General features: G+C 64.3%; 21 protein-coding genes. 14 read left to right on the top strand and 7 right to left on the bottom strand.

Going from position 1 to position 23,270, the window contains the following annotated elements; translation table 11 throughout:
• Window position 1: 1 nt before the first annotated feature.
• Entirely contained in the window at window positions 2–613 is a 612-nt protein-coding gene (gene plsY, locus LC343_RS18190) for a glycerol-3-phosphate 1-O-acyltransferase PlsY (RefSeq protein ID WP_428982614.1), read from the top strand.
• 4 nt (window positions 614–617) lie between these two features.
• Window positions 618–1,778, top strand: a complete 1,161-nt coding sequence (dprA, locus tag LC343_RS18185; RefSeq protein WP_223478592.1) for a DNA-processing protein DprA — start codon at window positions 618–620, stop codon at window positions 1,776–1,778.
• Here dprA and LC343_RS18180 read toward each other — a convergent pair.
• A complete protein-coding gene (locus tag LC343_RS18180) occupies window positions 1,740–1,940 on the bottom strand; it encodes a hypothetical protein (protein ID WP_223478591.1) in 201 nt (66 codons plus the stop codon). The two genes, dprA and LC343_RS18180, sit on opposite strands and share 39 nt — an antisense overlap.
• 257 nt (window positions 1,941–2,197) lie before the next feature.
• On the opposite strand from LC343_RS18180, the gene topA reads away from it, so the two are divergent.
• From topA to rpmG, 5 genes are all read left to right on the top strand, one after another.
• Window positions 2,198–4,867 carry a type I DNA topoisomerase gene (gene topA, locus LC343_RS18175; protein ID WP_223478590.1) on the top strand — a complete coding sequence of 890 codons (2,670 nt, stop codon included), beginning with the start codon at window positions 2,198–2,200 and terminating at the stop codon, window positions 4,865–4,867.
• Window positions 4,860–7,181 carry a ribonuclease R gene (rnr, locus tag LC343_RS18170; RefSeq protein ID WP_223478589.1) on the top strand — a complete coding sequence of 774 codons (2,322 nt, stop codon included), beginning with the start codon at window positions 4,860–4,862 and terminating at the stop codon, window positions 7,179–7,181. Before topA ends, rnr begins: the two co-directional genes overlap by 8 nt.
• Window positions 7,178–7,621 carry a DUF983 domain-containing protein gene (locus LC343_RS18165; RefSeq protein ID WP_223478588.1) on the top strand — a complete coding sequence of 148 codons (444 nt, stop codon included), beginning with the start codon at window positions 7,178–7,180 and terminating at the stop codon, window positions 7,619–7,621. Before rnr ends, LC343_RS18165 begins: the two co-directional genes overlap by 4 nt.
• Window positions 7,622–7,631: 10 nt before the next feature.
• Window positions 7,632–8,360 carry an NUDIX hydrolase gene (locus LC343_RS18160; RefSeq protein ID WP_223478587.1) on the top strand — a complete coding sequence of 243 codons (729 nt, stop codon included), beginning with the start codon at window positions 7,632–7,634 and terminating at the stop codon, window positions 8,358–8,360.
• A gap of 104 nt (window positions 8,361–8,464) precedes the next feature.
• Window positions 8,465–8,632 carry a 50S ribosomal protein L33 gene (gene rpmG / locus LC343_RS18155; protein WP_133283963.1) on the top strand — a complete coding sequence of 56 codons (168 nt, stop codon included), beginning with the start codon at window positions 8,465–8,467 and terminating at the stop codon, window positions 8,630–8,632.
• Between the two features lie 69 nt (window positions 8,633–8,701).
• Here the strand turns inward: rpmG and LC343_RS18150 are convergent, their stop codons facing one another.
• Window positions 8,702–10,078, bottom strand: a complete 1,377-nt coding sequence (locus tag LC343_RS18150; RefSeq protein ID WP_223478586.1) for a PleD family two-component system response regulator — start codon at window positions 10,076–10,078, stop codon at window positions 8,702–8,704.
• Between the two features lie 24 nt (window positions 10,079–10,102).
• Entirely contained in the window at window positions 10,103–10,459 is a 357-nt protein-coding gene (locus LC343_RS18145) for a response regulator (protein WP_274384997.1), read from the bottom strand.
• Window positions 10,460–10,589: 130 nt separating this feature from the next.
• On the opposite strand from LC343_RS18145, the gene LC343_RS18140 reads away from it, so the two are divergent.
• Window positions 10,590–10,886 (top strand): DUF3572 domain-containing protein, encoded by a 297-nt coding sequence (locus LC343_RS18140; protein ID WP_223478584.1) that lies wholly within the window; start codon window positions 10,590–10,592, stop codon window positions 10,884–10,886.
• Window positions 10,883–11,548: a hypothetical protein gene (locus LC343_RS18135; protein ID WP_223478583.1), complete on the top strand. Its 666-nt coding sequence runs from the start codon at window positions 10,883–10,885 to the stop codon at window positions 11,546–11,548. The genes LC343_RS18140 and LC343_RS18135 overlap by 4 nt, the downstream gene beginning before the upstream one ends.
• A gap of 6 nt (window positions 11,549–11,554) precedes the next feature.
• Here the strand turns inward: LC343_RS18135 and LC343_RS18130 are convergent, their stop codons facing one another.
• A complete protein-coding gene (locus LC343_RS18130) occupies window positions 11,555–12,133 on the bottom strand; it encodes a GNAT family N-acetyltransferase (RefSeq protein ID WP_223478582.1) in 579 nt (192 codons plus the stop codon).
• A 61-nt stretch (window positions 12,134–12,194) separates the two neighbouring features.
• Between LC343_RS18130 and LC343_RS18125 the strand changes: the two genes are divergently transcribed.
• The gene (locus LC343_RS18125; RefSeq protein WP_428982605.1) at window positions 12,195–13,523 is read left to right on the top strand and encodes a DNA polymerase IV; all 1,329 of its coding nucleotides are present in this window, start codon (window positions 12,195–12,197) and stop codon (window positions 13,521–13,523) included.
• Here the strand turns inward: LC343_RS18125 and LC343_RS18120 are convergent.
• Both LC343_RS18120 and LC343_RS18115 read right to left on the bottom strand, forming a co-directional pair.
• Window positions 13,511–14,254: a maleate cis-trans isomerase family protein gene (locus tag LC343_RS18120; protein WP_223478580.1), complete on the bottom strand. Its 744-nt coding sequence runs from the start codon at window positions 14,252–14,254 to the stop codon at window positions 13,511–13,513. The two genes, LC343_RS18125 and LC343_RS18120, sit on opposite strands and share 13 nt — an antisense overlap.
• 5 nt (window positions 14,255–14,259) lie before the next feature.
• Entirely contained in the window at window positions 14,260–15,396 is a 1,137-nt protein-coding gene (locus LC343_RS18115; protein WP_223478579.1) for a M24 family metallopeptidase, read from the bottom strand.
• Between the two features lie 444 nt (window positions 15,397–15,840).
• Here LC343_RS18115 and rsgA point away from each other — a divergent pair, with 444 nt between their 5' ends.
• The 4 genes from rsgA to LC343_RS18095 all read left to right on the top strand — a co-directional run bounded on the left by rsgA (window position 15,841) and on the right by LC343_RS18095 (window position 19,536).
• Complete coding sequence (gene rsgA / locus LC343_RS18110; RefSeq protein ID WP_223478578.1) at window positions 15,841–16,896, top strand: ribosome small subunit-dependent GTPase A; 1,056 nt, start codon at window positions 15,841–15,843, stop codon at window positions 16,894–16,896.
• A 117-nt stretch (window positions 16,897–17,013) separates the two neighbouring features.
• On the top strand, window positions 17,014–17,751 hold the full coding sequence (locus tag LC343_RS18105; RefSeq protein ID WP_223478759.1) for an NYN domain-containing protein: 738 nt from the start codon (window positions 17,014–17,016) through the stop codon (window positions 17,749–17,751).
• A 7-nt stretch (window positions 17,752–17,758) separates the two neighbouring features.
• Entirely contained in the window at window positions 17,759–19,054 is a 1,296-nt protein-coding gene (locus LC343_RS18100) for an SDR family oxidoreductase (protein ID WP_223478577.1), read from the top strand.
• The gene (locus LC343_RS18095) at window positions 19,054–19,536 is read left to right on the top strand and encodes a DUF2269 family protein (protein WP_223478576.1); all 483 of its coding nucleotides are present in this window, start codon (window positions 19,054–19,056) and stop codon (window positions 19,534–19,536) included. The genes LC343_RS18100 and LC343_RS18095 overlap by 1 nt, the downstream gene beginning before the upstream one ends.
• Here the strand turns inward: LC343_RS18095 and dnaE are convergent.
• Window positions 19,533–23,039: a DNA polymerase III subunit alpha gene (dnaE, locus tag LC343_RS18090; RefSeq protein WP_223478575.1), complete on the bottom strand. Its 3,507-nt coding sequence runs from the start codon at window positions 23,037–23,039 to the stop codon at window positions 19,533–19,535. The genes LC343_RS18095 and dnaE overlap by 4 nt on opposite strands.
• Between the last annotated feature and the right edge of the window lie 231 nt (window positions 23,040–23,270).

The following is a 23,270-nucleotide window of genomic DNA, read 5'->3' as shown; positions in this document are numbered from 1 at the left end:
CATCTTGGATCTGGCCGCCGCATCGCCGGTCGCACTGACGCTCGCATTCGTCATCGGCTACCTGTCCGGTTCAGTGCCCTTCGGCCTGATCCTGACGCAAATGGCCGGACTGGGCGACATCCGCTCCATCGGCTCCGGCAATATCGGCGCGACCAATGTCCTGAGGACCGGCAACAAGGGCCTTGCGGCGCTGACGCTACTGCTCGATGCGCTCAAGGGCATGGTCCCGGTCATGATGGCCAGGCACTTCCTGGGAACGGAGGCCGCGATTCTCGCCGGTCTCGGCGCGTTTCTCGGCCATCTCTATCCGGTCTGGCTGAAGTTCAGGGGCGGCAAGGGCGTCGCGACCTTCGCGGGCATTTCGCTCGGCTTTTCCTGGCATGTCCTGCTCCCCTTCGCCGTGACATGGATCGCGATGGCGGTAATCTTTCGCTATTCCTCGCTTGCGGCGCTGACCGCCAGCGTCGTGACCACCATCGCGGTGTTCTTCGTCGGCCTCACCTCCATCGGCTTCCTCTATGTGGCGCTGACGGCGCTGGTCTTCTGGAAACACCGCCAGAACATCTCCCGCCTGCTTGCCGGCGAGGAGAGCAAGATCGGCAACAAGGGCTGAACCGATGGCCGGGGCGGACACACAGGCAGGCAAGCCGGTCCGCTTCGTCCTTTCCGACCGGCAGCGCACCGCCTGGCTGCGTCTCTACCGCTCGTCGCATGTCGGCCCCGCCACCTTCCGCGACCTGATCGCCCATTGCGGCTCGGCCGAACTGGCGCTCGAAATGCTGCCCGACCTCTCCCGGCGCGGCGGCAATCTGAAATCCGTGCGCATCCTCGGGCATGGCGAAGCCGAAGCCGAACTGGAGGCTGTCGAGCGACATGGCGCGCGCATCGTCGGTTTCGGAGAGCCCGACTATCCGCCGATGCTGCGCCTGACCGAAAACGCGCCGCCTCTTGTGACGATCAAGGGCGACGCGGACGTCTTCCGGCGCAACGGCGTCGGCATAGTCGGCGCGCGCAACGCCTCGTTGAGCGGCATCCGCATGACACAGTCTCTCGGGCGCGATCTGGGTGCTGCCGGATATGCCGTGATTTCGGGTCTGGCGCGCGGCATCGACCGCGCCGCGCACGAGGCATCGCTTAAAACAGGGACTGTCGCGGTACTGGCGGGTGGCATCGACCAACCCTATCCGCCCGAAAACGAAGCTCTTCTCGCGTCCATCGAGTCAGGTGCCGGCGCATCGATCACGGACATGCCCTTCGGCTGGGAGCCCCGCGCCCGCGATTTCCCGCGCCGCAATCGCATCATCGCGGCCCTGTCGCTGGGCCTCGTCGTCGTCGAGGCGGCGATGCGCTCGGGATCGCTCATCACCGCACGGCTCGCCAACGAACTCGGACGCCTCGTCTTCGCCGTTCCGGGCTCACCGCTCGATCCGCGCGCCCAGGGAACCAACATGCTGTTGAAAAACGGTGCCATCGTCACGACCGCCGCCGAAGATGTGATTTCGGGCCTTGCACCGCTCGATGGCGGCATGGTCCCGCCGCCACCGGTTCAGCACAGCCTTTTCGAGCCGGAACACACAATGTCACTGCCTCCGGGCGATGATCAGCGCGAGGCGATCCTTGAGCTTCTCGGTCCCTCGCCGGTCGAGATCGACGAGATCATAGCGCATACGGGCATCGCACCGTCCAAGGTCTTCCTCGCCGTGCTCGAACTCGACCTCGCCGGCCGGATCGAGCGCCATTCAGGCAACCGCGTCTCGATCGCTCCCGCCGCGTCCTGAACGGTTTTCCTTGCCGGTGATCTCGTTCGCCTCGAGGCTCGCCATCTCGATGAGAAAGGTTAGCATGGGATAGCGCTCGGCATCCGTCATCCGCCGCAATTCGCCGAGCATGGCGCCGACATATTCAAGACGTTCCCGGTCCTCCCGGCGGATATCTCCCACCCTGTTCTCCCCTTTGCGAATCCCGGCCGCACCATCCAAATGCGCCCGGGCAAACGGGCGTTTCGGAAGCGTTGTGTCACAATAGCATTGCCATTTTTGATTGCAATGCATGCACACACAACCTTTTAGTGTAATTCCTGCGCGAGATGTCAATTCGGCGCCTGCCCTCTTGACCAAAGCGCGCCGGACAGCCATGTCCGGGACCATTGCCGACACTTGATCGGCCGCAATTTACTTATGGTAAGCTCCCGATCGTCATGGATGTTGTCGTCGTAGAATCGCCCGCCAAGGCCAAAACAATCAACAAATATCTGGGGTCCGGATACACGGTTCTGGCTTCTTTCGGCCATGTGCGTGACCTGCCAGCCAAGGACGGATCGGTGCGGCCCGACGAGGATTTCGCGATGTCGTGGAGCGTCGATACGGCGTCGAACAAGCGGCTGAACGATATCGCCACGGCGATGAAATCGGCGGACACGCTGATCCTCGCAACCGACCCCGATCGCGAGGGCGAGGCAATTTCCTGGCACGTGCTGGAAGTTCTCAACAAGAAGAAGGCGATCAAGGACAAACCGGTCCGCCGCGTCGTCTTCAATGCGATCACCAAGAAGGCCGTCACCGAGGCGATGGCGAATCCGCGCGACATCGACACGCCGCTGGTCGACGCCTATCTGGCGCGCCGCGCACTCGACTATCTCGTCGGCTTCACCCTTTCGCCGGTGCTCTGGCGCAAGCTTCCGGGCGCACGCTCCGCCGGCCGCGTTCAGTCGGTCGCGCTGCGCCTCGTCTGCGACCGCGAAGGCGAGATCGAGCGTTTCAAGCCGGAGGAATACTGGCAGATCGCCGCGCATCTGAAGACGGAAGGCGGCCAGGATTTCGTCGCAAGGCTGACCGGTTTCGACGGCAAGCGCATCACCAAGATGGACATCGCCGATGGCGACCATGCCGGCACCATCAAGGCGATGCTGGAATCGGCCGCGTTCACGGTCGACTCGCTGGAAGCCAAGCCGCAGAAGCGCAACCCCGCCCCGCCCTTCACCACCTCGACGCTGCAGCAGGCGGCCTCCGCCAAGCTCGGTTTCGCGCCGGCCCGCACCATGCAGGTGGCGCAGCGCCTTTACGAGGGCATCGATGTCGGCGGCGAGACCGTCGGCCTGATCACTTATATGCGTACCGACGGCGTGCAGATGGCGCCCGAGGCGATCACCGCCTCGCGCGACGCGATCGGCAAGGAGTTCGGCGCCAAATACGTGCCGGACCAGCCGCGCCACTATTCCACCAAGGCCAAGAACGCGCAGGAAGCCCACGAGGCGATCCGCCCGACCGACTTCATGCGCACGCCGGCTTCGGTGCGCGGATCGCTCGATGGCGACCAGTTGAAGCTCTACGACCTGATCTGGAAGCGCGGCATCGCCAGCCAGATGGCTTCGGCCGAACTGGAGCGCACCACCGTCGAAATCGTCGCCGAGGACGGCGGCAAGCGCGCGACGCTCCGCGCCACCGGCTCGGTCGTGAAGTTCGACGGCTTCCTTGCCGCCTATACCGAACACCGCGACGACATGAAGACGGACTCGGATGACGAGGACGATTCAAACCGCCTGCCCGAGATGCGCACCGGCGAGAAGCCGTCGCGCGAGAAGATCGAGGCGACACAGCACTTCACCGAGCCGCCGCCGCGCTATTCCGAAGCGTCTCTCATCAAGAAGATGGAAGAACTCGGCATCGGCCGCCCGTCGACCTATTCGGCGACGCTGACGACGCTGCGCGACCGCGAATACGTCAAGCTGGACGGCAAGAAACTCATCCCCGAAGCCAAGGGCCGCCTGGTCACGGCATTCTTGCAGGATTTCTTCGAGCGTTACGTCGAGTACGACTTCACGGCCTCGCTGGAGGAGAAGCTCGACGAGATTTCGGCGGGCCGGCTGAACTGGAAAGACGTCCTGCGCGACTTCTGGAAAGAATTCTCCGCCCATGTGGAGGAAACCAAGGAACTGCGCATCACCGACGTGCTCGACGCGCTCAACGAGCAGCTCGAGCCGCTTGTCTTCCCGGCGCGCGAGGACGGCTCGGATCCGCGCATCTGCCCGAAATGCGGCACGGGCAACCTGTCGCTGAAGCTCGGCAAATACGGCTCCTTCGTCGGTTGCTCCAACTATCCGGAATGCAACTTTACCCGCCAGCTTGGCGAGGAAGGCCCGACGGGAGACGAAGCCGCTCTCGCCGATGGACCGAAGGTGCTCGGCACCGATCCCTATACCGGCGACGAGATCACGCTGCGGTCCGGCCGCTTCGGTCCCTATGTCCAGCGCGGCGACGGCAAGGAAGCCAAGCGCACAAGCGTGCCGAAGGGCTGGAAGGTCGAGGACATCGACCACGAGAAGGCGCTCGCGCTGGTCAACCTGCCCCGCGATGTCGGCCAGCACCCGGAATCGGGCAAGATGATCTCGGCGGGGCTCGGCCGTTACGGGCCGTTCGTGCTGCATGACGGCACCTACGCCAACCTGGAATCGATCGAGGATGTGTTCTCCATCGGCCTCAACCGCGCGGTCACCGTCCTTGCGGAGAAAGTCGCCAAGGGTCCGGGCCGCGGCCGTTCCGCCCCGGCGGCGCTCAAGGAACTGGGCGAATTTCCCGAAATCGGCGGGCCGATCACCGTCCGTGACGGCCGCTACGGCCCCTATGTCAATCATGGCAAGATCAACGCGACGCTTCCCAAGAACACCGAGCCGATGTCGGTGACGCTTGAAGACGCCGTCAAGCTGCTGACCGAAAAGGCCGAGAAATCCGGCAAGAAGCTCGGCGGCGGCAAGGCGAAGAAGCCTGCAGCCAAGAAGGCGTCGACAAAGAAGGCATCGACCAAGAAGACCGCCACGAAGAAAAAGGCTCCGGCAAAGGCGAAAGCCGCCGCATCCGGCGAAAATGGCTAGGCGCAAGGGCGATCCCAAGCCGCAGCCGAAAGAGCGCACCGCGCATCTTCCCACGCGCGACGATGTCGTGTCCTTCATTCGGGACAATCCGGACAGGGCGACGAAACGCGATGTGGCCAAGGCTTTCAACCTCAAGGGCGACGACAGGGTCGCCCTGAAGCATCTCTTCAGGGAACTGGAGGAAGAAGGCGTCTTCCAGCGCCGCGGCAAGCGACTCGTTACCGCGGGCACGCTGCCGCAGGTCATGGTTCTCACCGTCACCGGACGCGACCGCGACGGCGGGCTTCTGGCGCGGCCGCTCGAATGGGATGAGGCCGAACAGGGCTCCCCGCCCCTGATCGCCATCCGCGCGCCGCGCAACGCCAAACAGCGCCAGCCCGCCGCCGGCGTCGGCGACCGGGTTCTCGCCCGCATCTCCCCGCCGCAGGGCGAGGACGGCGTCCACACCGCACGCGTCATCAAGAAACTGGAAAAGCGCCGCGCGGCGATCCTCGGCGTTGTCCGCCGTACGGACGATGGCGACTACCGGCTCGAACCCGTCGATCGGAAACAATCCGAACTGCTCATCGACAAGGAGCAACTCGGCGGCGCGAGCCCCGGCGACCTCGTCGAGGTCGAGGTGACGCGCGCCGGCCGCTACGGGCTGCAGCGCGCCACCGTGACGCAACGCGTCGGCTCGTTCGCCTCCGAGAAGGCGGTTTCGATGATCGCCATCCACGCCAACGCCATACCGCATGTCTTTCCGGAGGCCGTCCTGGCGGAAGCCGAAGCGGCGAAGCCCGTCAAGGCCGGCGGCAAGCGCGAGGACTGGCGCAAACTGCCGCTGGTCACCATCGACCCGCCCGACGCCAAGGACCATGACGACGCGGTGCATGCCGAGCCGGATCCGGATGTCGCCAATCCGGGCGGACACATCCTCACCGTCGCCATCGCCGACGTCGCCTCCTACGTGCGGCCCGGATCGGCGATGGACCGCGAGGCGCTGCAGCGCGGCAATTCGGTCTATTTTCCCGATCGCGTCGTGCCGATGCTGCCCGAGCGCATCTCCAACGATCTGTGCTCGCTGCGCGAAGGCGAGGACCGCCCCGCCCTCGCCGTGCGGATGGTCTTCGGCGCGGATGGCCGCAAGCGCGGCCACACGTTCCACCGCATCATCATGCGTTCGGCGGCGAAGCTCTCCTACGACCAGGCGCAGGCCGCGATAGACGGCGCGCCGGACGACAAGTCCGGGCCGCTGCTCGAACCGGTGCTGAAGCCGCTGTGGAACGCCTATCATTGCCTCCTCAAAGGACGCCATGCGCGCGGCCCGCTCGAACTCGACCTGCCGGAACGCAAGATCGTGCTCAACAAGGAGGGCCTCGTCGACAAGATCGTCGTGCCGTCCCGCCTCGATGCCCACAAGCTGATCGAGGAGTGCATGATCCAGGCCAATGTCGCGGCGGCGGAGACGCTGGAAGGCAAGCAGCAGCTGCTGGTCTACCGCGTCCACGACCAGCCCTCCATGGCCAAGGAGGAAGCGCTTCGCGAATTCCTCAAGACGATCGAGATTCCGCTGGCGCGCGGCGCACAGCTTCGCCCGTCGGCCTTCAACCTCATTCTCGACCGCGTGAAGGACACCGATCACGCCGCCCTGGTCAACGAGGTCATCCTGCGCAGCCAGGCGCAGGCCGAATATGCGCCGGAGAATTACGGCCATTTCGGCCTCAATCTCCTGCGCTATGCGCATTTCACCTCGCCGATCCGCCGCTATGCCGACCTGATCGTCCACCGCGCGCTGATCCGCGCGCTCGATCTCGGCGACGGCAAGGACGGCCTCCCGGACGTCACGCTCGACCAGTTGCGCGAGATCGCCGGGGTGATTTCCGCGGCAGAACGTCGCGCGGTCAACGCCGAACGCGATACTGTCGACCGGCTGATCGCGCTCCATCTGGCCGACAATATCGGACAGGAATTCGAGGGCCGCGTGGCGGGCATGGCCTCCTCCGGCATCTTCGTTTCGCTGCCGGCCTATGGCGCGGATGGCTTTGTTCCCGCTTCGACTCTCGGTGATGACTACTTCCATCACGACGAAGCCGCGCACGCCATGGTCGGTGAGCGGACGGGCCTTGGCTACCGGCTCGGAGACCCGGTGACGATCAAGATCGCGGAGGTGCTGCCGCTGGCAGGCTCCATGCGCTTCGAAATGGTCAGCGAGCCGCGCAAGCTTGGCTTGTCCGGCAAATCGTTTCATAAGGCGCGCAAAGGTGCGCGAACCGCGAAACGCGGCAAACCGGCGCGTGGCAAGGGTCGGCAGGGAGCAGGACGCAAGCGATGACCGATACGATGATTTTCCAGGGCGGCGACGAGGCGACACACCCGAAACGCCCGGTGGTTCCGGCGATGAAGCGCGGTTTTGCCGGGCGCTGCCCGAATTGCGGCGAAGGCAAGCTCTTTGCGTCTTTCGTCAAGCCGGTCGAGACATGCTCGTTCTGCCACGAGAATTTGAGCCACCAGCGCGCCGACGATTTTCCGGCCTATCTGAACATCTTCATCGTCGGCCATGTCGGCGTCGGCGGCTTTACGTTGGCCGAGGCCCTGACCGGCTGGTCCGGCTGGGTGCATCTGGCGATCTGGGTTCCGATCATGATCGCCATGTCGGTCGTTCTCATGCAGCCGCTGAAAGGCGCGGTGATCGGCTTCCAGTGGGCCAATTACATGCATGGTTTCGGTGGCGAGGACGACATGCCGGAGACCCATCCCGAGCAGGACGACTGACCGGCGCACGATGAAACGCACGGCGGAATTGAAGCCCTACGGCCCTGCGCCTCACGTGCGTCCGCGCGATGCCGCGACACTGATCCTGCTGCGGAAGTCCGGCGGCTCCACCGATATCCTGATGGGCCGGCGCAGCGACAAACTCGCTTTCATGCCCGGCATGTTCGTCTTTCCGGGCGGGCGAACGGAGCGCGCCGACCTGACCGCGCCGCGAACGGGTTCGCTGCATGAATCGGATGCGCGGCGTCTTGTCTCCGGCATGGGCGCGCGCGGCAGCCTGCGCCGCGCCGAGGCGCTCGCCATGGCCGCGATTCGCGAAACCCAGGAAGAGACCGGACTTCTGATCGGCCGGAATGGTCAGGCGCGGGGCAAGACTGGGCATGCGTCCTGGCGGCCCTTCGCGCAAAGCGGCGTCCTGCCCGATCTCGCCGCGATCCGCTTCCTCGCGCGCGCCATCACGCCACCCGGCCGCGTGCGCCGCTTCGATACGCGGTTCTTCGTTGCGGACGCCGACCACGTCACAAATCCCTCCGAACTGATCGCCAATCCGGCGGAAGAACTGGAGGAAGTGCGCTGGATCGCCCTTTCCGACATGGCGACTGTCCTCATGGCGGATATCACGCGGACGATCCTCGGCATTCTCGAAGACCGTTTGCGCGCCGATCCCGAGCTGTCGCGGGACATGCCGGTTCCCTTCATACGCGCCGAACATCGCCGCTTCGTGCAGACGCTCGAATGACGGCTTGACTTTTGGCCGGCAATCCGTAGTTTCCGCGCAAATTCGCCGACGGTCTTCTGTGGCCCGTTTCCGGCACGTTCTCTTGAAATGACAGGTACAGGACCATGGCAAAGGCCACGACGATCAAAATCAAATTGCTGTCCACCGCGGACACCGGCTTCTTCTACGTCACGAAGAAGAACAGCCGTACCTTCACCGAGAAGATGGTGAAGACCAAATATGACCCGATTGCCAAGAAGCATGTCGAGTTCAAGGAAGCCAAGATCAAGTAAGGCTTCGCGCATCCGCGCATTTTGAACCGCCGTTCGAAAGACCGGCGGTTTTTTGTTGTCTGAAGATTGCTAAGCCGCTCTGGAGACCACCTGGTTGCGGCCATTGGTCTTGGCTTCATAGAGCGCTTCGTCGGCCCGCTTCAGCAGCGCCTTGGCGTTCTCGGCCTCGGACTGGATCAGGCTGGTCACCCCGACGCTGACGGTCACGTCGATGGAATGCGCGCCGTTCTCGATCGAGAACCCCTCCGATTCGATTTGCGCGCGCAGGCGCTCCGCCACTTCGGCCGCGACATGCGGCGCGGTGTCTGGCATGACGATGACGAATTCCTCGCCGCCATAGCGGCATGCGAGGTCCATGCCCCGCACATTGATCCGCAGCCGCCGCGCGAACTCGCGCAGCACGTCGTCGCCGGCATCGTGGCCGTGCGTGTCGTTGACGTCCTTGAACCGGTCGATGTCGGTGATCAGCAGCGACAGTTCCTTGCCGCGGTTGAGCGCGCGCGCCACCAGCGTTTCCAGATGCGTGTCGAGATAGCGCCGGTTGTGCAGACCGGTCAGCCCGTCCGTGACGGCCAGTTCGATCGACGCGGCAACATTGTCGCGCAGGCCGTCATGATAGCGCTTGCGCTTCACTTGCGTGCGCAGGCGCGCGATCAGTTCGTTGGAGTCCACCGGGCGCACGATGTAGTCGTTTACGCCCAGTTCCAGCGCCCGCTTGATCAGATCGTCGTCGTCGGCTTCGGCGACAAGGATGATCGGCACGAAGCGCGTCCTGTCGAGCGACCGTATTTGCGAGCAGATTCGAAGGGCGTCGAAATCGGAGAATTTCGCGGCCACGAACACCGTGTCGAAATCGCCTTCGGCCGCCGTGAAGACAGCCGCGTTGGGGTCCGGCGCATGAACGATCTCAAACGCGCCGCGCAACGGCTTGACGAATTTCTCGGCGGAGGTCTCCCGCTCGTCGACGACGAGAATCTTCGGCTTCTTGCCGCCCTCGCCATTCGTATTGTCGAGCAGGTTTTCCAGCCCGATATCGCGCGCCGTGACTGCGCGTAGACGCAATTCGTCGGTCAGCATCTTCAGTCGCAGCAAGCTCCGCACACGCGCGAGAAGCTGCATCTCGTTGACCGGCTTGGTCAGGAAATCGTCCGCGCCTGCCTGCAGTCCGCGCAGGCGGTCGGCCATCTCGTCCAGCGCGGTGACGATGACGACGGGGATATGGCACGTGGCGGCGTTGGCCTTCAGGCGCTCGCAGACCTCGAAGCCGTCGATGCCCGGCATCATGATGTCGAGCAGCACGAGATCGACCGAGGTCTCGGAACAGATCGCCAGCGCGTCATGGCCGTCGCGCGCGGTGATGACATTGAAATATTCGGCGGTCAGCCGCGTCTCGAGCAGATCGCGGTTCGCCTCGATGTCATCGACTACCAGTATGCGCGCTGTCATGGGACGCGATCCTGTTTCAGGGTTTCAAGCGTCGCCAAGATACGACTTAATGGTTTCAATAAATTTAGGAACCGAAATCGGTTTTGATATGTAGCCTTCACATCCGCCCTGCCGGATCCGTTCCTCGTCGCCCTTCATGGCGAAGGCGGTGACGGCGATCACCGGGATCGCGTGCAGGTCGTCGTCTTCCTTGAGCCAGCGTGTCACATCGAGGCCCGACACCTCGGGCAACTGGATGTCCATCAGGATCAGGTCCGGGCGATGCGCGCGCGCCAGATCGAGCGCTTCAAGCCCGTTGCGCGTGCGCACGGTTTCGTAGCCACTGGCTTCGATGAGGTCGCGGAAGAGCTTCATGTTGAGCTCGTTGTCCTCGACGATCATGACCGTCTTTGTCATATCAATCCCCAGTCGACCCCGCCGGAGCCCGTTCCCGCTCGAATACGGTGTCGTTTTTGCCTTCTTCCACAGCTATAACCCGATTCCCTTGAGAAAAAGCGAACGGAAGCGAAACATGAGCGAGGACAACGGAGACACGACCTCGGAAGCAGTGGCGGTCAGCGCCCTTTCATGGATTGCCGCCGACGAAAAAATGCTCGACCGGTTCCTTACCCTGACCGGCATCGAAGCCGGGCAGGTTCGCCAGGCGGCGTCCGAACCGGGTTTCCTCGCCGGCGTGCTCGACTTCCTTCTGGCGCATGAGCCCAGCCTTATGGCGTTCTGCAACGAGACTGAGACCGACCCGGAAATCGTCCAGCGGGCGCGAGAAACCCTTCTCGGCAATCCCGGCGAGGAATGGTTCTCGATATGACGCCCGCCGAACGCGAACGCATCGCGGCGCTGGCCCGGTCCGACCGTCCGCTGATCGTCTGCGACATCGACGAGGTTGTCCTGGAATTCGTCGCGCCCTTCATGGCGTTTCTTGAAAGCCAAGGCCACGAATTGCGAACGACGTCCTTTCGCCTGAAGGGAAACGTTTACATGAAAGAAACGGGACAGCCTGTTGAAAACGAAGCGGTATCTTCCTTTCTCGATGGCTTCTTCGATGTCCACGACGCATGGCAGAAACCGGTCGACGGGGCGCTCGAAACGCTTGCGGAGATCGAGCGGACGCATGACGCCGACATCGTGTTCCTGACGGCGATGCCGCCGCGCCATCACGCGCGCCGCCGTGCCCTTCTTGATCTGCACGGTTTCTCTCATCCGATGATCGCCACCGAGGATGCCAAGGGCGATGCGGTTGCCGCTCTGACCGGCGATCGTCCCGACAGGCCGGTCGCCTTCATCGACGATCTGCCGTCGAACCATCTCAGCGTGCTTTCGGCCGTGCCCGGTGCGCTCGGGCTGCATCTCATGGCCTACAAGGCCCTCGCGCCGCACCTGCCGCCTATGCCCGAAGGCGTGACGAATGTGGATGACTGGCCGTCGGCGGCGAAGGCGATCGCCGATTATCTCGCCGCGCGCGGTCACTGAATTTTCCTACAGCGCAAGCCGCATCAGTGGCCGCCCCTCCTTGCGCAACGCGACCTGCTTGAAACCCGCCTGTTCGAAGACTCGCGTCGATCCGACAAACAACCCGACCGATTTCGCATGCTTCGCCGCGTCGATGGGGCAGGCTTCGAGCACCCGTGCGCCGTTCTCGCGGGCATGCTCGATGCCTGCAGCGACCATCGCGTGCGAAAGCCCCTGCCCGCGCATCGCAGAGCGCGTGAAGAAACAGGAGATCACCCAGGCCGCGCCATCCTCCGCCGGCGCGTCGGGCAAAGGCGCCGAGACCCGTCTGTCATTGTTGAATTGCGGCACGTCTCCGCGCGGTCCGATCTGCATCCAGGATACGGCGACACCGTCACGATAACCGATCAGGCCGGGCGGCGGGCCGTTAACGATTCGCGCCCGCATATGCTCTTTGTTGTCGACGGCGGAATTCGCCTTGCGCTGCTTCGGCGCGAGCCGGAAATAGGTGCACCAGCAGCCGTAACAGGCCCCCTGCTTGCCGAACAGATCCTCGAAATCGGCCCAGCGATCCGGCGTCAGCGCGGCGATCTCCAACTTTGCCATGACGGCCCCCCGGCTTGGTGATAGATTCTCAAAGCGTTATCGCGCCCAATTTGTTCATGGTATGTTCACATCGATGAGCACCTCTGTCAATTCGACCGGCGGCGGTTTTTGCCGCGATTGTCTCACGCCTCTCCCGGGCGGCGGGCGGCGCTGTGTTTCCTGCGGCAGTCCGCGCATCGTACGCCACGAGGAACTGCACGCCCTGTCCATCGCGCATATCGACTGCGACGCCTTCTATGCGTCCGTCGAAAAGCGCGACAATCCGGAGCTTCTGGACAAGCCGGTCATCGTCGGCGGCGGGCGGCGCGGCGTGGTCTCGACCTGTTGCTACATCGCGCGCATTCGGGGTGTCCGGTCGGCGATGCCGATGTTCAAGGCGCTCGACGCCTGCCCGGACGCCGTCGTCGTCAAGCCCGACATGGAGAAATACGCCCGGGTCGGCAAACAGGTGCGCGAGATGATGCGCGAACTCACCCCCTTGGTGGAGCCGATCTCCATCGACGAGGCGTTTCTCGACCTGACGGGCACCGAGCGGCTGCACAAGGACAGTCCCGCACGGGTTCTGGCGAAGTTCGCGCGCCGCGTGGAACAGGAGGTCGGCATCACGGTCTCGGTCGGTCTTTCCTACTGCAAGTTCCTCGCCAAGGTCGCCTCCGATCTCGAAAAGCCGCGCGGCTTTTCGGTCATCGGACAGGCCGAGGCGCTCGATTTTCTCCGCGACAAGAAGGTAACGCTGATCTGGGGCGTCGGGAAGGCCTTCGCCGCGACGCTCGAAAAGGACGGCATCCGCACCATCGGCCAGTTGCAGACGATGGACGAGACCGTGTTGATGAAGCGCTACGGCGTCATGGGCCGGCGTCTCTTCCACCTGTCGCGCGGGCAGGACGACCGAACGGTTCATGTCGAGCACGAGGCGAAGAGCATCTCGGCGGAGACCACCTTCAACGAGGATTATGCGTCCGCCTCCGATCTGCTTCCCGTGCTGCGCGCGCTGTCGGAGAAAGTGTCGGAGCGGCTGAAGGCGGCCGATCTCGCTGGACGCACGGTGACGCTGAAGCTCAAGGACAGGGAATTCAGGACCCGCACGCGCAACCGGCAATTGCCGGACCGCACGCGCCTCGCCGACCGCATCTTCCGCGTTGCCGCGCCACTCTTGGAAAAGGAACTCGACGGCACGAAGTTCCGGCTTCTCGGCATCGGTGTCGCCGATCTCGCGCATGACGCGATGGCCGATCCGTCCGACCTCGTCGACACGGATGCCACGCGCCGCGCGAAGGCCGAAGCCGCGATGGACAAGGTGCGCGCCAGATACGGTTCAAAGGCCGTCGAGACCGGCTACACCTTCGGCACCGGCAATCGCGGAAAACCCCAGCGAGATCAGGATGGCTGAAACAGCCTGCCCGGCCCCGCCACCTCTCCGTCCAGCCCGGCAAGGCACAGCATGTGCCAGGCGAGCGCCTGGTTGGACGTGATCACCGGCCTGTTCAGCCGACGTTCGGCCTCCTCGATTACCGAGAAGGTCCGCAGATTGGTGCAGGATGCGAACACCGCGTCCACGTCTCCGCCGCCGACACTGCACATGGCGTCGAGCACGGATGCAGGCGCGATGCGCGCCACTGCGCGGTCGCTTTCCTGCTCGAACGACCCGAACGCGCCGATCTCAAGCCCGTGCGAAACCAGCAGCGCCTGCATCGCCTCCGAAACCGCCGGCATGTAAGGCGTCAAGAAGCCGATCCGGCGCACGCCAAGATGCTCGCAGGCGGCGAGCAGCCCGCTGACCGGGTTCGTCACCCGGGAACGCGGCTGCGCCGATTGCACTGCCTTCTCGACCGCGTCGATACCGATCATCGTCGTCCCCGAGGTGCAGGCATAGCCGATCACGTCGAGCGACCCTTCCGAGGGGAACAGCGACGCGGACCTCGGCAGGTTTTCATGCATCTCGTGCAGGGTTTCCGGTGTCACCGCATCGGCGAAAGGGATGCGAGAATGGTGCAGCCCGATCCCGTCGCCGCTAAACAGCGGTGCGAACTCGTTTTCCAGCGTCTCGTCCGATTGCAGGACGATCACGCCGAAGCCGGCGCGCGCCGAGTTCCCGTCATCCAGTTCGTAATCCAGCTTCATGGGTGTCAGCCTCCGATAACCGGCAGATCAGGTGTCGCGCGTTGCGAGAGCAACTGCGGCGGACCATCGCGAATGACGATGTTTTCCTCCGTGACCATGATCCGGCCTTTCCCCAGGCCCATGCCCGGCTCCAGCGTTAATACCATGCCGGGCTCCAGCACCGTGTTGTCGAATGCGACGAGCGATGGCGGTTCGGTCAATTGCATCCCGAGGCCATGGCCGTACCGCCCGACATCGCCACCGCCCTCGCCGATCACGCCCGCCATGGCTTCGAACAAGTCGCGGCAGGTCCGTCCGGGCCGTGCGATGGCCAGCGCCGCCTCGGTGGCGCGATGGAGTGTCTCATGCGCGCGCCGGCTCTGGTCCGAAGCCTTGCCGATGGCGAAATTCCGGTCGAAATCGCAGAAATAGCCGCCAAGCGTCGCGCCCGTGTCGAGCATCAGGATGTCGCCGTTCTCGAGGGGTTGGTCGGATGGCGGCGAGATGACGTCGGCATAACCGCCCTGTCCGGCGCCGCCGACGAGATAGGGAACGTCCTCGGCCCCTTCCGTGAGGAGCTTTATCTTGAAGGCGCGGAATGCATCGGCAAGCGTCTGGCCCTGCCGGAACAGCGACGGCGCGGCGGCGAATGCTCTCGATGCGACGTCGCATATGTCGGCGATCGCGGCGATCTCGGCCTCCGACTTCACCATGCGCTGCCGCCGGACAATGGCGGTCGCGTCGACGAACTGGCTGCCATAGAGCGTCTCGCGCAATGTCTGGAATGCGCTCAACGGCATGCGCAACGCCGTTTCGCGCCCCATCGGCATGCCAATGCGCGCATAGGGGCGCAGCGCGTCGGCGATCAGCGATATCCCGTCATCATCCGGGTGCGGCGACGACCATGTCCGCACCTCGCCGACGAAACATCCGCGCATCAGCGCCGCGCCGATCTCGGGGATCACCGCCACCGGCCGGCCCGAAGACGGCACGACGAGAAACCAGGGCCGCGTCGGGCTTTGCCAGAACAGCGTTCGAAAGCCGGTGAAATAGCGGATTTCCGCCTCGGTGTTGAAGAACAGCGCGTCGAGCCCCGCGACCCGCATGGACGCCTGTATCCTGCCGAGACGGGCCTCGAATTCCGATACGGGGATATCAGCCACGGCCCTGACGCTCCAATCCGCGAAACACGGTGCGGAGCTTATCTGCGATTCGCTACAGAAGGAAACGCCGGACTGTCCCGTGATGCGCTTTTGCCACAGGCCGTCACTCGTCACGGTCAACAACGCCGGCATGCTGGCGGTTTGCGCGCGAAGGCCTATATTGGTGTTGCGCGACCGGATGCGGACCGGCCGCCGCTTCAGACTGTTCGCTACCGAGAGAAAGGTCGTTGATGATTGTGCTGGCACCCCGGAAAGCCGGGCGGAAGCACGGATAAGCATTCGGACCGGTCGATGCGACGCCTGTCGCGCGGCCCGATAATGTCCGCCTGCCCCGCCATCGGCTGAACTTCCGATCGCTCGCAAGCCCCCGGCTCGCGGCGCGATTGGCGTATTTATCCGGCTGCGCCCGAAACCGGGACGACAGCCGCTACCGGTGCTGGATCAATGACCATCAATCTTTCCGAACTGGCCGATTTCGGCTGGAAATCCTTCTTCACTTCGCAACTCGAAACCTCCGACTTCGACACATTTCAACCGGTGCGCGTCACCGCAGTGCATCGCAATGCGCTGGAAATCACCGGCATGCATGCCGAAACCACCATCCCGCCCTTCTTCGCAGAGGATGAGGAAGACCGCGCGACCGTCGGCGACTGGCTGCTGATCGACCCGGACACCATGCACATCGACCGCATCCTGGACAGAAAAAGCCTGTTCAAGCGCCGCGCGGCCGGTACGGGACGGCACATGCAGCTGATCGCGGCGAATATCGACACGCTGTTCATCGTCACGTCCTGCAACCAGGATTTCAACGTCGCCCGACTGGAACGCTATCTGGCGCTGGCGCAGGATGCGGGCGTGACGCCGGTGATCGTGCTCACAAAGGCCGACCTCACCGACACGCCGGAGGACTTCGAACGCGATGCCGCACGCCTGATGCCGGCTTTGTGTGTCGAGACCGTCGATGCGCGCGACCCGGCAAGCGCCGACCGCCTGACCGCATGGTGCGGGCGCGGCGAAACGATCGCGCTTGTCGGTTCGTCCGGCGTCGGCAAGTCGACGCTGGTCAACACGCTGATCGGCGCGCAGAACATCGCCACGGCGGGCATCCGCGAGGATGACGCCAAGGGCCGCCACACGACCACCGGACGGATGCTGCACCGCCTGCCCTCGGGCGGGTGGCTGCTCGACACGCCGGGCATGCGCGAACTGCAATTGACCGATGTGCATGCCGGTATCGACGACGTGTTCTCCGATGTCGCGGAGCTGGCGCAACAGTGCCGCTTCCGCGATTGCGGCCATGACGGGGAACCGGGTTGCGCGGTCGAAAAGCCCGTGGCCGAGGGTACGCTCGATCCGGACCGCGTGCGGCGCTGGAAGAAGCTGCTTGCCGAGGACGCCCACAATTCGGCGAGCCTCTCCGAACGTCGCGCGCGCGACAAGCAGTTCGGCAAGATGGTGAAGCGCATGATGAAGGACAAGAAGATGAAGCGCGGCGATTGACGTCGCCGCGCGGTCGGACGCCTTTTCTTGCGGGCAGTGTTGCCAGTCTTGCCGGCGCGCATCGACAGCGGCGGGCGCATCGTTATGATGCGGCCGAACTTGTGACATGGGATTCTCATAATGGCCGAAGACCGATCGCCGCGCCTCGCCGTCCTGATCGACGCCGACAACACCTCGGCCAAGATCGCCGATGGACTTTTCGAGGAGATCGCCAAGATCGGCGAGGCCAGCGTGCGGCGCATCTATGGCGACTTCTCCAGCAACCGCATGAAGGGCTGGAACGAGATCCTCGCCAGCCACGCCATCGTGCCGCAGCAGCAATTCGCCTATACGTCGGGCAAAAACGCGTCCGACATCACCCTTGTGATCGACGCGATGGACCTGCTGCATTCCGCCCGTTTCGACGGCTTCTGCCTCGTCTCCTCCGACAGCGACTTCACCCGCCTCGCCTCGCGCATTCGCGAACAGGGGGTCGATGTCTACGGTTTTGGCGAGAAGAAGACGCCGGAAAGCTTCCGCCAGGCGTGCCGGCGCTTCATCTACACCGAGAACCTGTTGCCGGACACCGGCGCAACGAAGGAAGTGAGCGCCAAGCGCGAAGCTTTTTCGAAGGCCATTCCGCTGATCGAGAAGGCGATGGAACAGATCGAAACCGAGGAGGATGCCTGGGTGACGCTCGGCGCGGTGGGCACCCAGCTTTCCAACCTGTCCTCCGATTTCGATCCGCGCACCTTCGGCTCGCGCAAGCTCTCCGATCTTGTCCGCAAGACCGGCGCGTTCGAGGTGGAGCATCGCGAAGGCGGGTCGATCCGCATCCGCAAGAAGCAAGCCGCGAAGGGTGCAAAGAAGGGCTGACCCACGCATGCGCGTCCTCGTTCTTGGCGCCTATGGCCTGATCGGCGCGGGCCTCGCCTCCCGCCTGATCGCGGCCGGCCACGAGGTCACGGGTCTCGGCCGCAACGGCGAGACCGCGCGGCGCGTCTTGCCCGGCATCGACTGGATCATCCGCGACATGGCGACGATGCTGTCGCCGGAGGACTGGCTCGCGGTCATCGCCGGCCATGACGCGGTGGTCAATTGCGCCGGCGCCTTGCAGGACGGCCCGCGCGACCACCTCCACGCGATCCATGCGGACGCGGTCTCGGCGCTCGTGAAGGCCTGCGCCAGGAGCGACGTCAGGCTGGTGCAGATATCGGCGGCGGGTGTCTCGCCCGACGCTTCCACGGCCTTTTTCCGCACGAAGGCGAAAGGCGACGCGGCCATCCGCGCCGCGGGCGGCGACTACGCAATCCTGCGTCCCGGCCTCGTCATCGCGCCGACGGCCTATGGCGGCACGGCACTGCTGCGCATGCTCGTGGCCTTCCCGCTCATCCAGCCCATCGCCCATCCCGACACACCGGTGCGCACAGTGTCCCTCGCCGATCTGACGGACGCGGTGACGATGGCGGTCGAGGGCGAACTGGGGTCCGGCCAGACGCTCGACCTTGTCGAAGACCACGCGCACACGCTCGAAACGGTCATCGCCGGCATTCGCCGCTGGCTCGGATTCGACCCCGCCAAAACAACAATCGTCATGCCGGACATGCTGACGGCTCTGGTCAGTCAGGGCGCAGACGCGCTCGGCCGCCTTGGCTGGCGCTCACCGCTGCGCAGCACGGCCATGGACGTCATGCGGGACGGCGTCGGAGGCGATCCCGCTCCCTGGCGCGCCCACACCGGCAAACCCGTCGCGACATTCGAGCAGACACTGGCTTCAATGCCCGCCCGGTCCGAGGACAGGCTCGCGGCGCGCATGGCGCTTGCAATGCCCTTCGCCGTCGCGGCGCTCGTTTTCCTGTGGGCGGTGTCCGGGATCGTCGGCTTCATTCGCCTGGAAGCGGCGGCGGGTGTCCTTGCCGCCGTCGGCTGGCCGCTATGGCTCGCGAAGAGTTCGGTCCTTTTCTGGTCCGCGATCGATGTCGGGCTGGCTGTCATGATCCTCGTGCGGCGTTTCGCGGCGCTCGCCTGCCTCGCCATGGCCGGTGTCAGCGCGTTCTACCTCGCCGCCGCCACCGTGTTCACGCCATGGCTGTGGGGCGATCCGCTCGGCTCGCTGGTCAAGATCGTGCCGACGATCATGCTCGCCCTTGTCACCCGCTCCATGTTGAGGGAGCGCTGATGGAACTGGAATACGCCCTCGTCCTGCGCTGGCTGCATGTGATCGGCGCCTGCGTCTTTCTCGGCACCGGCGCGGGTATCGCCTTCTTCATGGTGATGGCCAAACGCACCGGCAAGCCTGCCCTGATCGCGCATGTCGCCGCCACCGTGGTCATCGCCGACACGCTGTTCACGGCGACGGCGGTCATCGTCCAGCCCATAACCGGTTACCTGCTGGCCCGCGAGGTCGGCTGGCCGCTGACGGAAGGCTGGGTTGCCCTGTCGCTGATCCTCTATCTCGTCATCGGTCTGTTCTGGCTGCCCGTCGTGTGGATCCAGATCCAGTTGCGCAACATGGCGCGTCAGGCCGACGCCGAAGGCACCGCCCTGCCCGAGCGCTTCCACCGGCTCTTCCGCATCTGGTTCGCCTGCGGCTTCCCGGCCTTCGCGGCGGTGCTGGCCATCGTCTGGCTGATGCTGGCGCGGCCTGCCATCGGTTTCTAGACCAGTTCCACGTCCACCACGCCAGGGATCGCCTTCACTGCACCCGCGATCGGCGGCGAAACCAGGTAGTTGTCGCCGATCGAGACCTCGACCTCGCCGCCGCCTTCGCCCTTGATGACGATCAGCGAAACCGGGCTGTCGCCCGTGGGTTTCAGATGCGCGGCGATGCTCTTCAGCGGCTTCTGGTCGCGCACGAAGATGCGCAGCGTGTGGTTCTGGCGATGCGTCTCGTCGTCGAGGCGCCGCACCTTGTTGGCGCGCAGGCTGATGCCTTCCTCGCGATTGTCGGCGCCGACCTCGATCACCACCGAGGAGCCGGGTTCCATCACGTCTTCATAGGCTTGCAGCGTCTCGGAGAACATCACTACTTCGAACTGCCCGGTCGCGTCCGAGAGCACGAAGATGCCCATCTTGTTGCCCATGCGCGTTCGGCGCACCTGTTTCGATGCGACCGTTCCGGCGAGACGCCCGGCCTTCGCGCCGCGTTTCACGGCCAGCGCGAAATCGGCATATTGCTGCACGCGCATCCGCTCCAATACCGGCGCGTAGTCGTCGAGCGGATGGGCGGAGAAGTAGAAGCCGAGCGCCTGGAACTCGCGCATCAGCTTGTCGGCGGTCGGCCAGGGCTCCGTATGCGGCAGGTACAATCGCTCCGGCTCCACTGCGGCGAGCGTTCCGAAGATGTCGCCCTGCCCGCTTTCAGCCTGCTCGACGGCCCGCTGCGAGAGGCCGACGATGCGGTCCAGCCCCGCGACGAGAGCCGCCCGGTCATGGCCGAAACAGTCGAGCGCGCCCGCCGCGATCAGCCCTTCCAGCGTACGCCGGTTGACGATGCGGGTGTCGATACGGTTGGCGAAGTCCTCGAGGCTCGCGAACGGCTTGTCGCCGCGCCGCTCGACGATGTGGTCCACCGCCGCGTCGCCGACGCCCTTGATGGCGGCAAGCGCATAGTAGATCGTCTTTTCGCCGACCTCGAAGGCCCGGTAGGACGTCTGCACCGACGGCGGCTGCACCTCGATGCCGAGCCGTATGGCGTCGCGGCGGAAATCGTTCAGCTTGTCGGCATTCGCCATGTCGTAGGTCATCGACGCGGCGAGGAACTCGACCGGGTAATGCGCCTTCAGATAGGCGGTCTGGTAGGACACGATGGCATAAGCGGCTGCGTGAGACTTGTTGAAGCCGTAGTCGGCGAACTTGGCCAGCAGGTCGAAGATGAAGTCGGCCTGGTTCTTGGAGACGCCCCGCTCGACGGCGCCCTCGACGAAGATGCCGCGCTGCTTTTCCATCTCGGCGCGGATCTTCTTGCCCATGGCGCGGCGCAGAAGGTCCGCCTGTCCAAGCGTGTAGCCCGCCAGTTCCTGGGCGATCTGCATCACCTGTTCCTGGTAGACGATGACGCCCTGCGTCTCCTTGACGAGATGGTCGATCTTCGGATGGATCGACGCGATCTCCTCCTCGCCATGCTTGCGCGCATTGTAGGTCGGGATGTTCTCCATCGGACCCGGCCGGTAGAGCGCCACCAGCGCGATGATGTCCTCGATACGGTCCGGCTTCATGCCGAGCAGCGCCTTGCGCATGCCCGCCGATTCAACCTGGAACACACCGACGACCTCGCCACGCGACATCATCTCGTAGGTCGGACGGTCGTCGAACGGCAAGTTGGACAGATCGATCTTGATCCCTTTGCGCGCGATCAGGTCGACGGCGGTCTTCAGAACGGTCAGCGTCTTCAGACCGAGGAAGTCGAACTTGACCAGGCCGGCATCCTCGACCTTCTTCATGTTGAACTGCGTGACCGGCATGTCCGAACGCGGATCGGAATACATCGGCACCAATTGCCAAAGCGGCCGGTCGCCGATGACGATGCCGGCGGCGTGGGTCGAGGCGTGCCGGTAAAGGCCTTCGAGCTTAAGAGCCATGTCGAGCAGTCGTCCGACGATGGGCTCCTTCTCCTTTTCCTCCTCGAATTTCGGCTCCTCCTCGATCGCCTTGCCGAGCGGCGTGGGATTGGCCGGATTGTTCGGGACGAGCTTGCACAGCCGGTCGACCTGTCCGTAGGGCATTTCCAGCACACGTCCGACGTCGCGCAGCACGGCGCGTGCCTGCAGCGTTCCGAAGGTGATGATCTGGCCGACCTGCTCGCGTCCGTATTTCTCCTGGACGTAGCGGATCACCTCCTCGCGCCGGTCCTGGCAAAAGTCGATATCGAAGTCCGGCATCGAGACGCGATCCGGGTTGAGGAAGCGCTCGAACAAGAGCGAGAAACGCAGCGGATCGACATCGGTGATCGTCAGCGCCCATGCGACGAGCGAACCCGCGCCCGACCCGCGACCCGGACCGACCGGAATATCGTGCGCCTTCGCCCATTTGATGAAGTCGGAGACGATCAGGAAGTAGCCCGGGAACTGCATCGTCTCGATGATGTTGAGTTCGTATTCCAGCCGCTCGTCATATTCGCCGCGCTCGTACCCCTCGCTCATGCCCTGCTCGCGTATCCGCTTCTCGAGGCCCTCACGCGCCTGGCGACGCAGTTCATTGGCTTCGGCGGCCACCGCTTCCTGGTGGCTGACGCCCTCGGAGGCCGCGAAGCGCGGCAGGATCGGCTTGCGATTTTTCGGGTAGTAGGAACAGCGCCGCGCGATCTCGACGGTGTTCTCGACCGCCTCGGGCAGATCGGCAAAGAGTGCGATCATCTCGGCTTCTGGCTTCAGCCAGTGATCGGGAGTCAATTGCCGGCGGTCGTCGATCGACAGAAGAGAGCCCTCCGCGATGGCGATCAGGGCGTCATGTGCCTCGAAATCGTCGGGCTTGAGAAAGAACGCCTCGTTGGTCGCGACCAGCGGAACGAGATGCCTGTAGGCCAGGTCGACGCTTCCCTGCTCGACCGCGCGGTCATATCCCTTGTGACGCTGCAATTCGATATACAGGCGGTCTCCGTAGATATCCTTGAGGGCCAGTAGCCGCTGCTCGGCAATCGGCTGATGCCCGTCGGCAATCATGCGCCCGATCGGACCGAGCGGGCCGCCGGTCAGGCAGATCACGCCCTCGGCGCGGTCCTTCAGCCAGTCGAAGCGCAACTGCGCACGCGCCCCCTCATCCGTGTCGAGATAGGATTTGGAGACGAGCTCAACGAGGTTCGAATAACCGGTCTCCGTCGCGGCGATCAGCACCACGTTCTCGGTCTGGCGAATATGGGACGTGCGGCCGCTGCCGGAGCGCGGCGTGGCGAGATCGCCGTCGAAGACGAGATCGAGCTGGCAGCCGATGATTGGCTGAATCCCGTCGCCCGACGCCTTCTGCGCGAATTCCAGCGCACCGAACAGATTGCCGCTGTCGGCAATGCCGATGGCCGGCATGCGGTTCGTCTCGGCAAAGCCGATGATCTTCTTCAGCGGCAACGCGCCTTCGAGAAGCGAATAGGCCGAGTGGACGCGCAGATGGATGAAGCTGGGCGCGGCCGAAGCCGCCTGCTCGTCATGCTTGTCCGACTGTTGTCCGGCCATGGTCCGTTCCGCTCTCTGGTGATTTGATCGCGCTCCGGCGAGTCGCGTGACACCAACTATGGTAGGCCGGAACGGCGCGGTCCAGCCTTGCCGGAAACCATTCCCGGCATGGCTGTGGAAAGCATGAAATCAGAGCGCGTTCACGCAGATCGAAAAGGTCGCGATGAAGGCAGCGATGGAAACGAAAGAGGCGATGTCACGGACGATGGAAGTCATGGTTTTGTCTCCTTG

The sequence above is a fragment of the Oricola indica genome (assembly GCF_019966595.1).
Classification (GTDB): Bacteria; Pseudomonadota; Alphaproteobacteria; order Rhizobiales; family Rhizobiaceae; genus Oricola; species Oricola indica.
The sequence above is the reverse complement of the archived record's forward strand: the minus strand, read 5'-3'. Positions and strand labels throughout refer to the sequence as shown.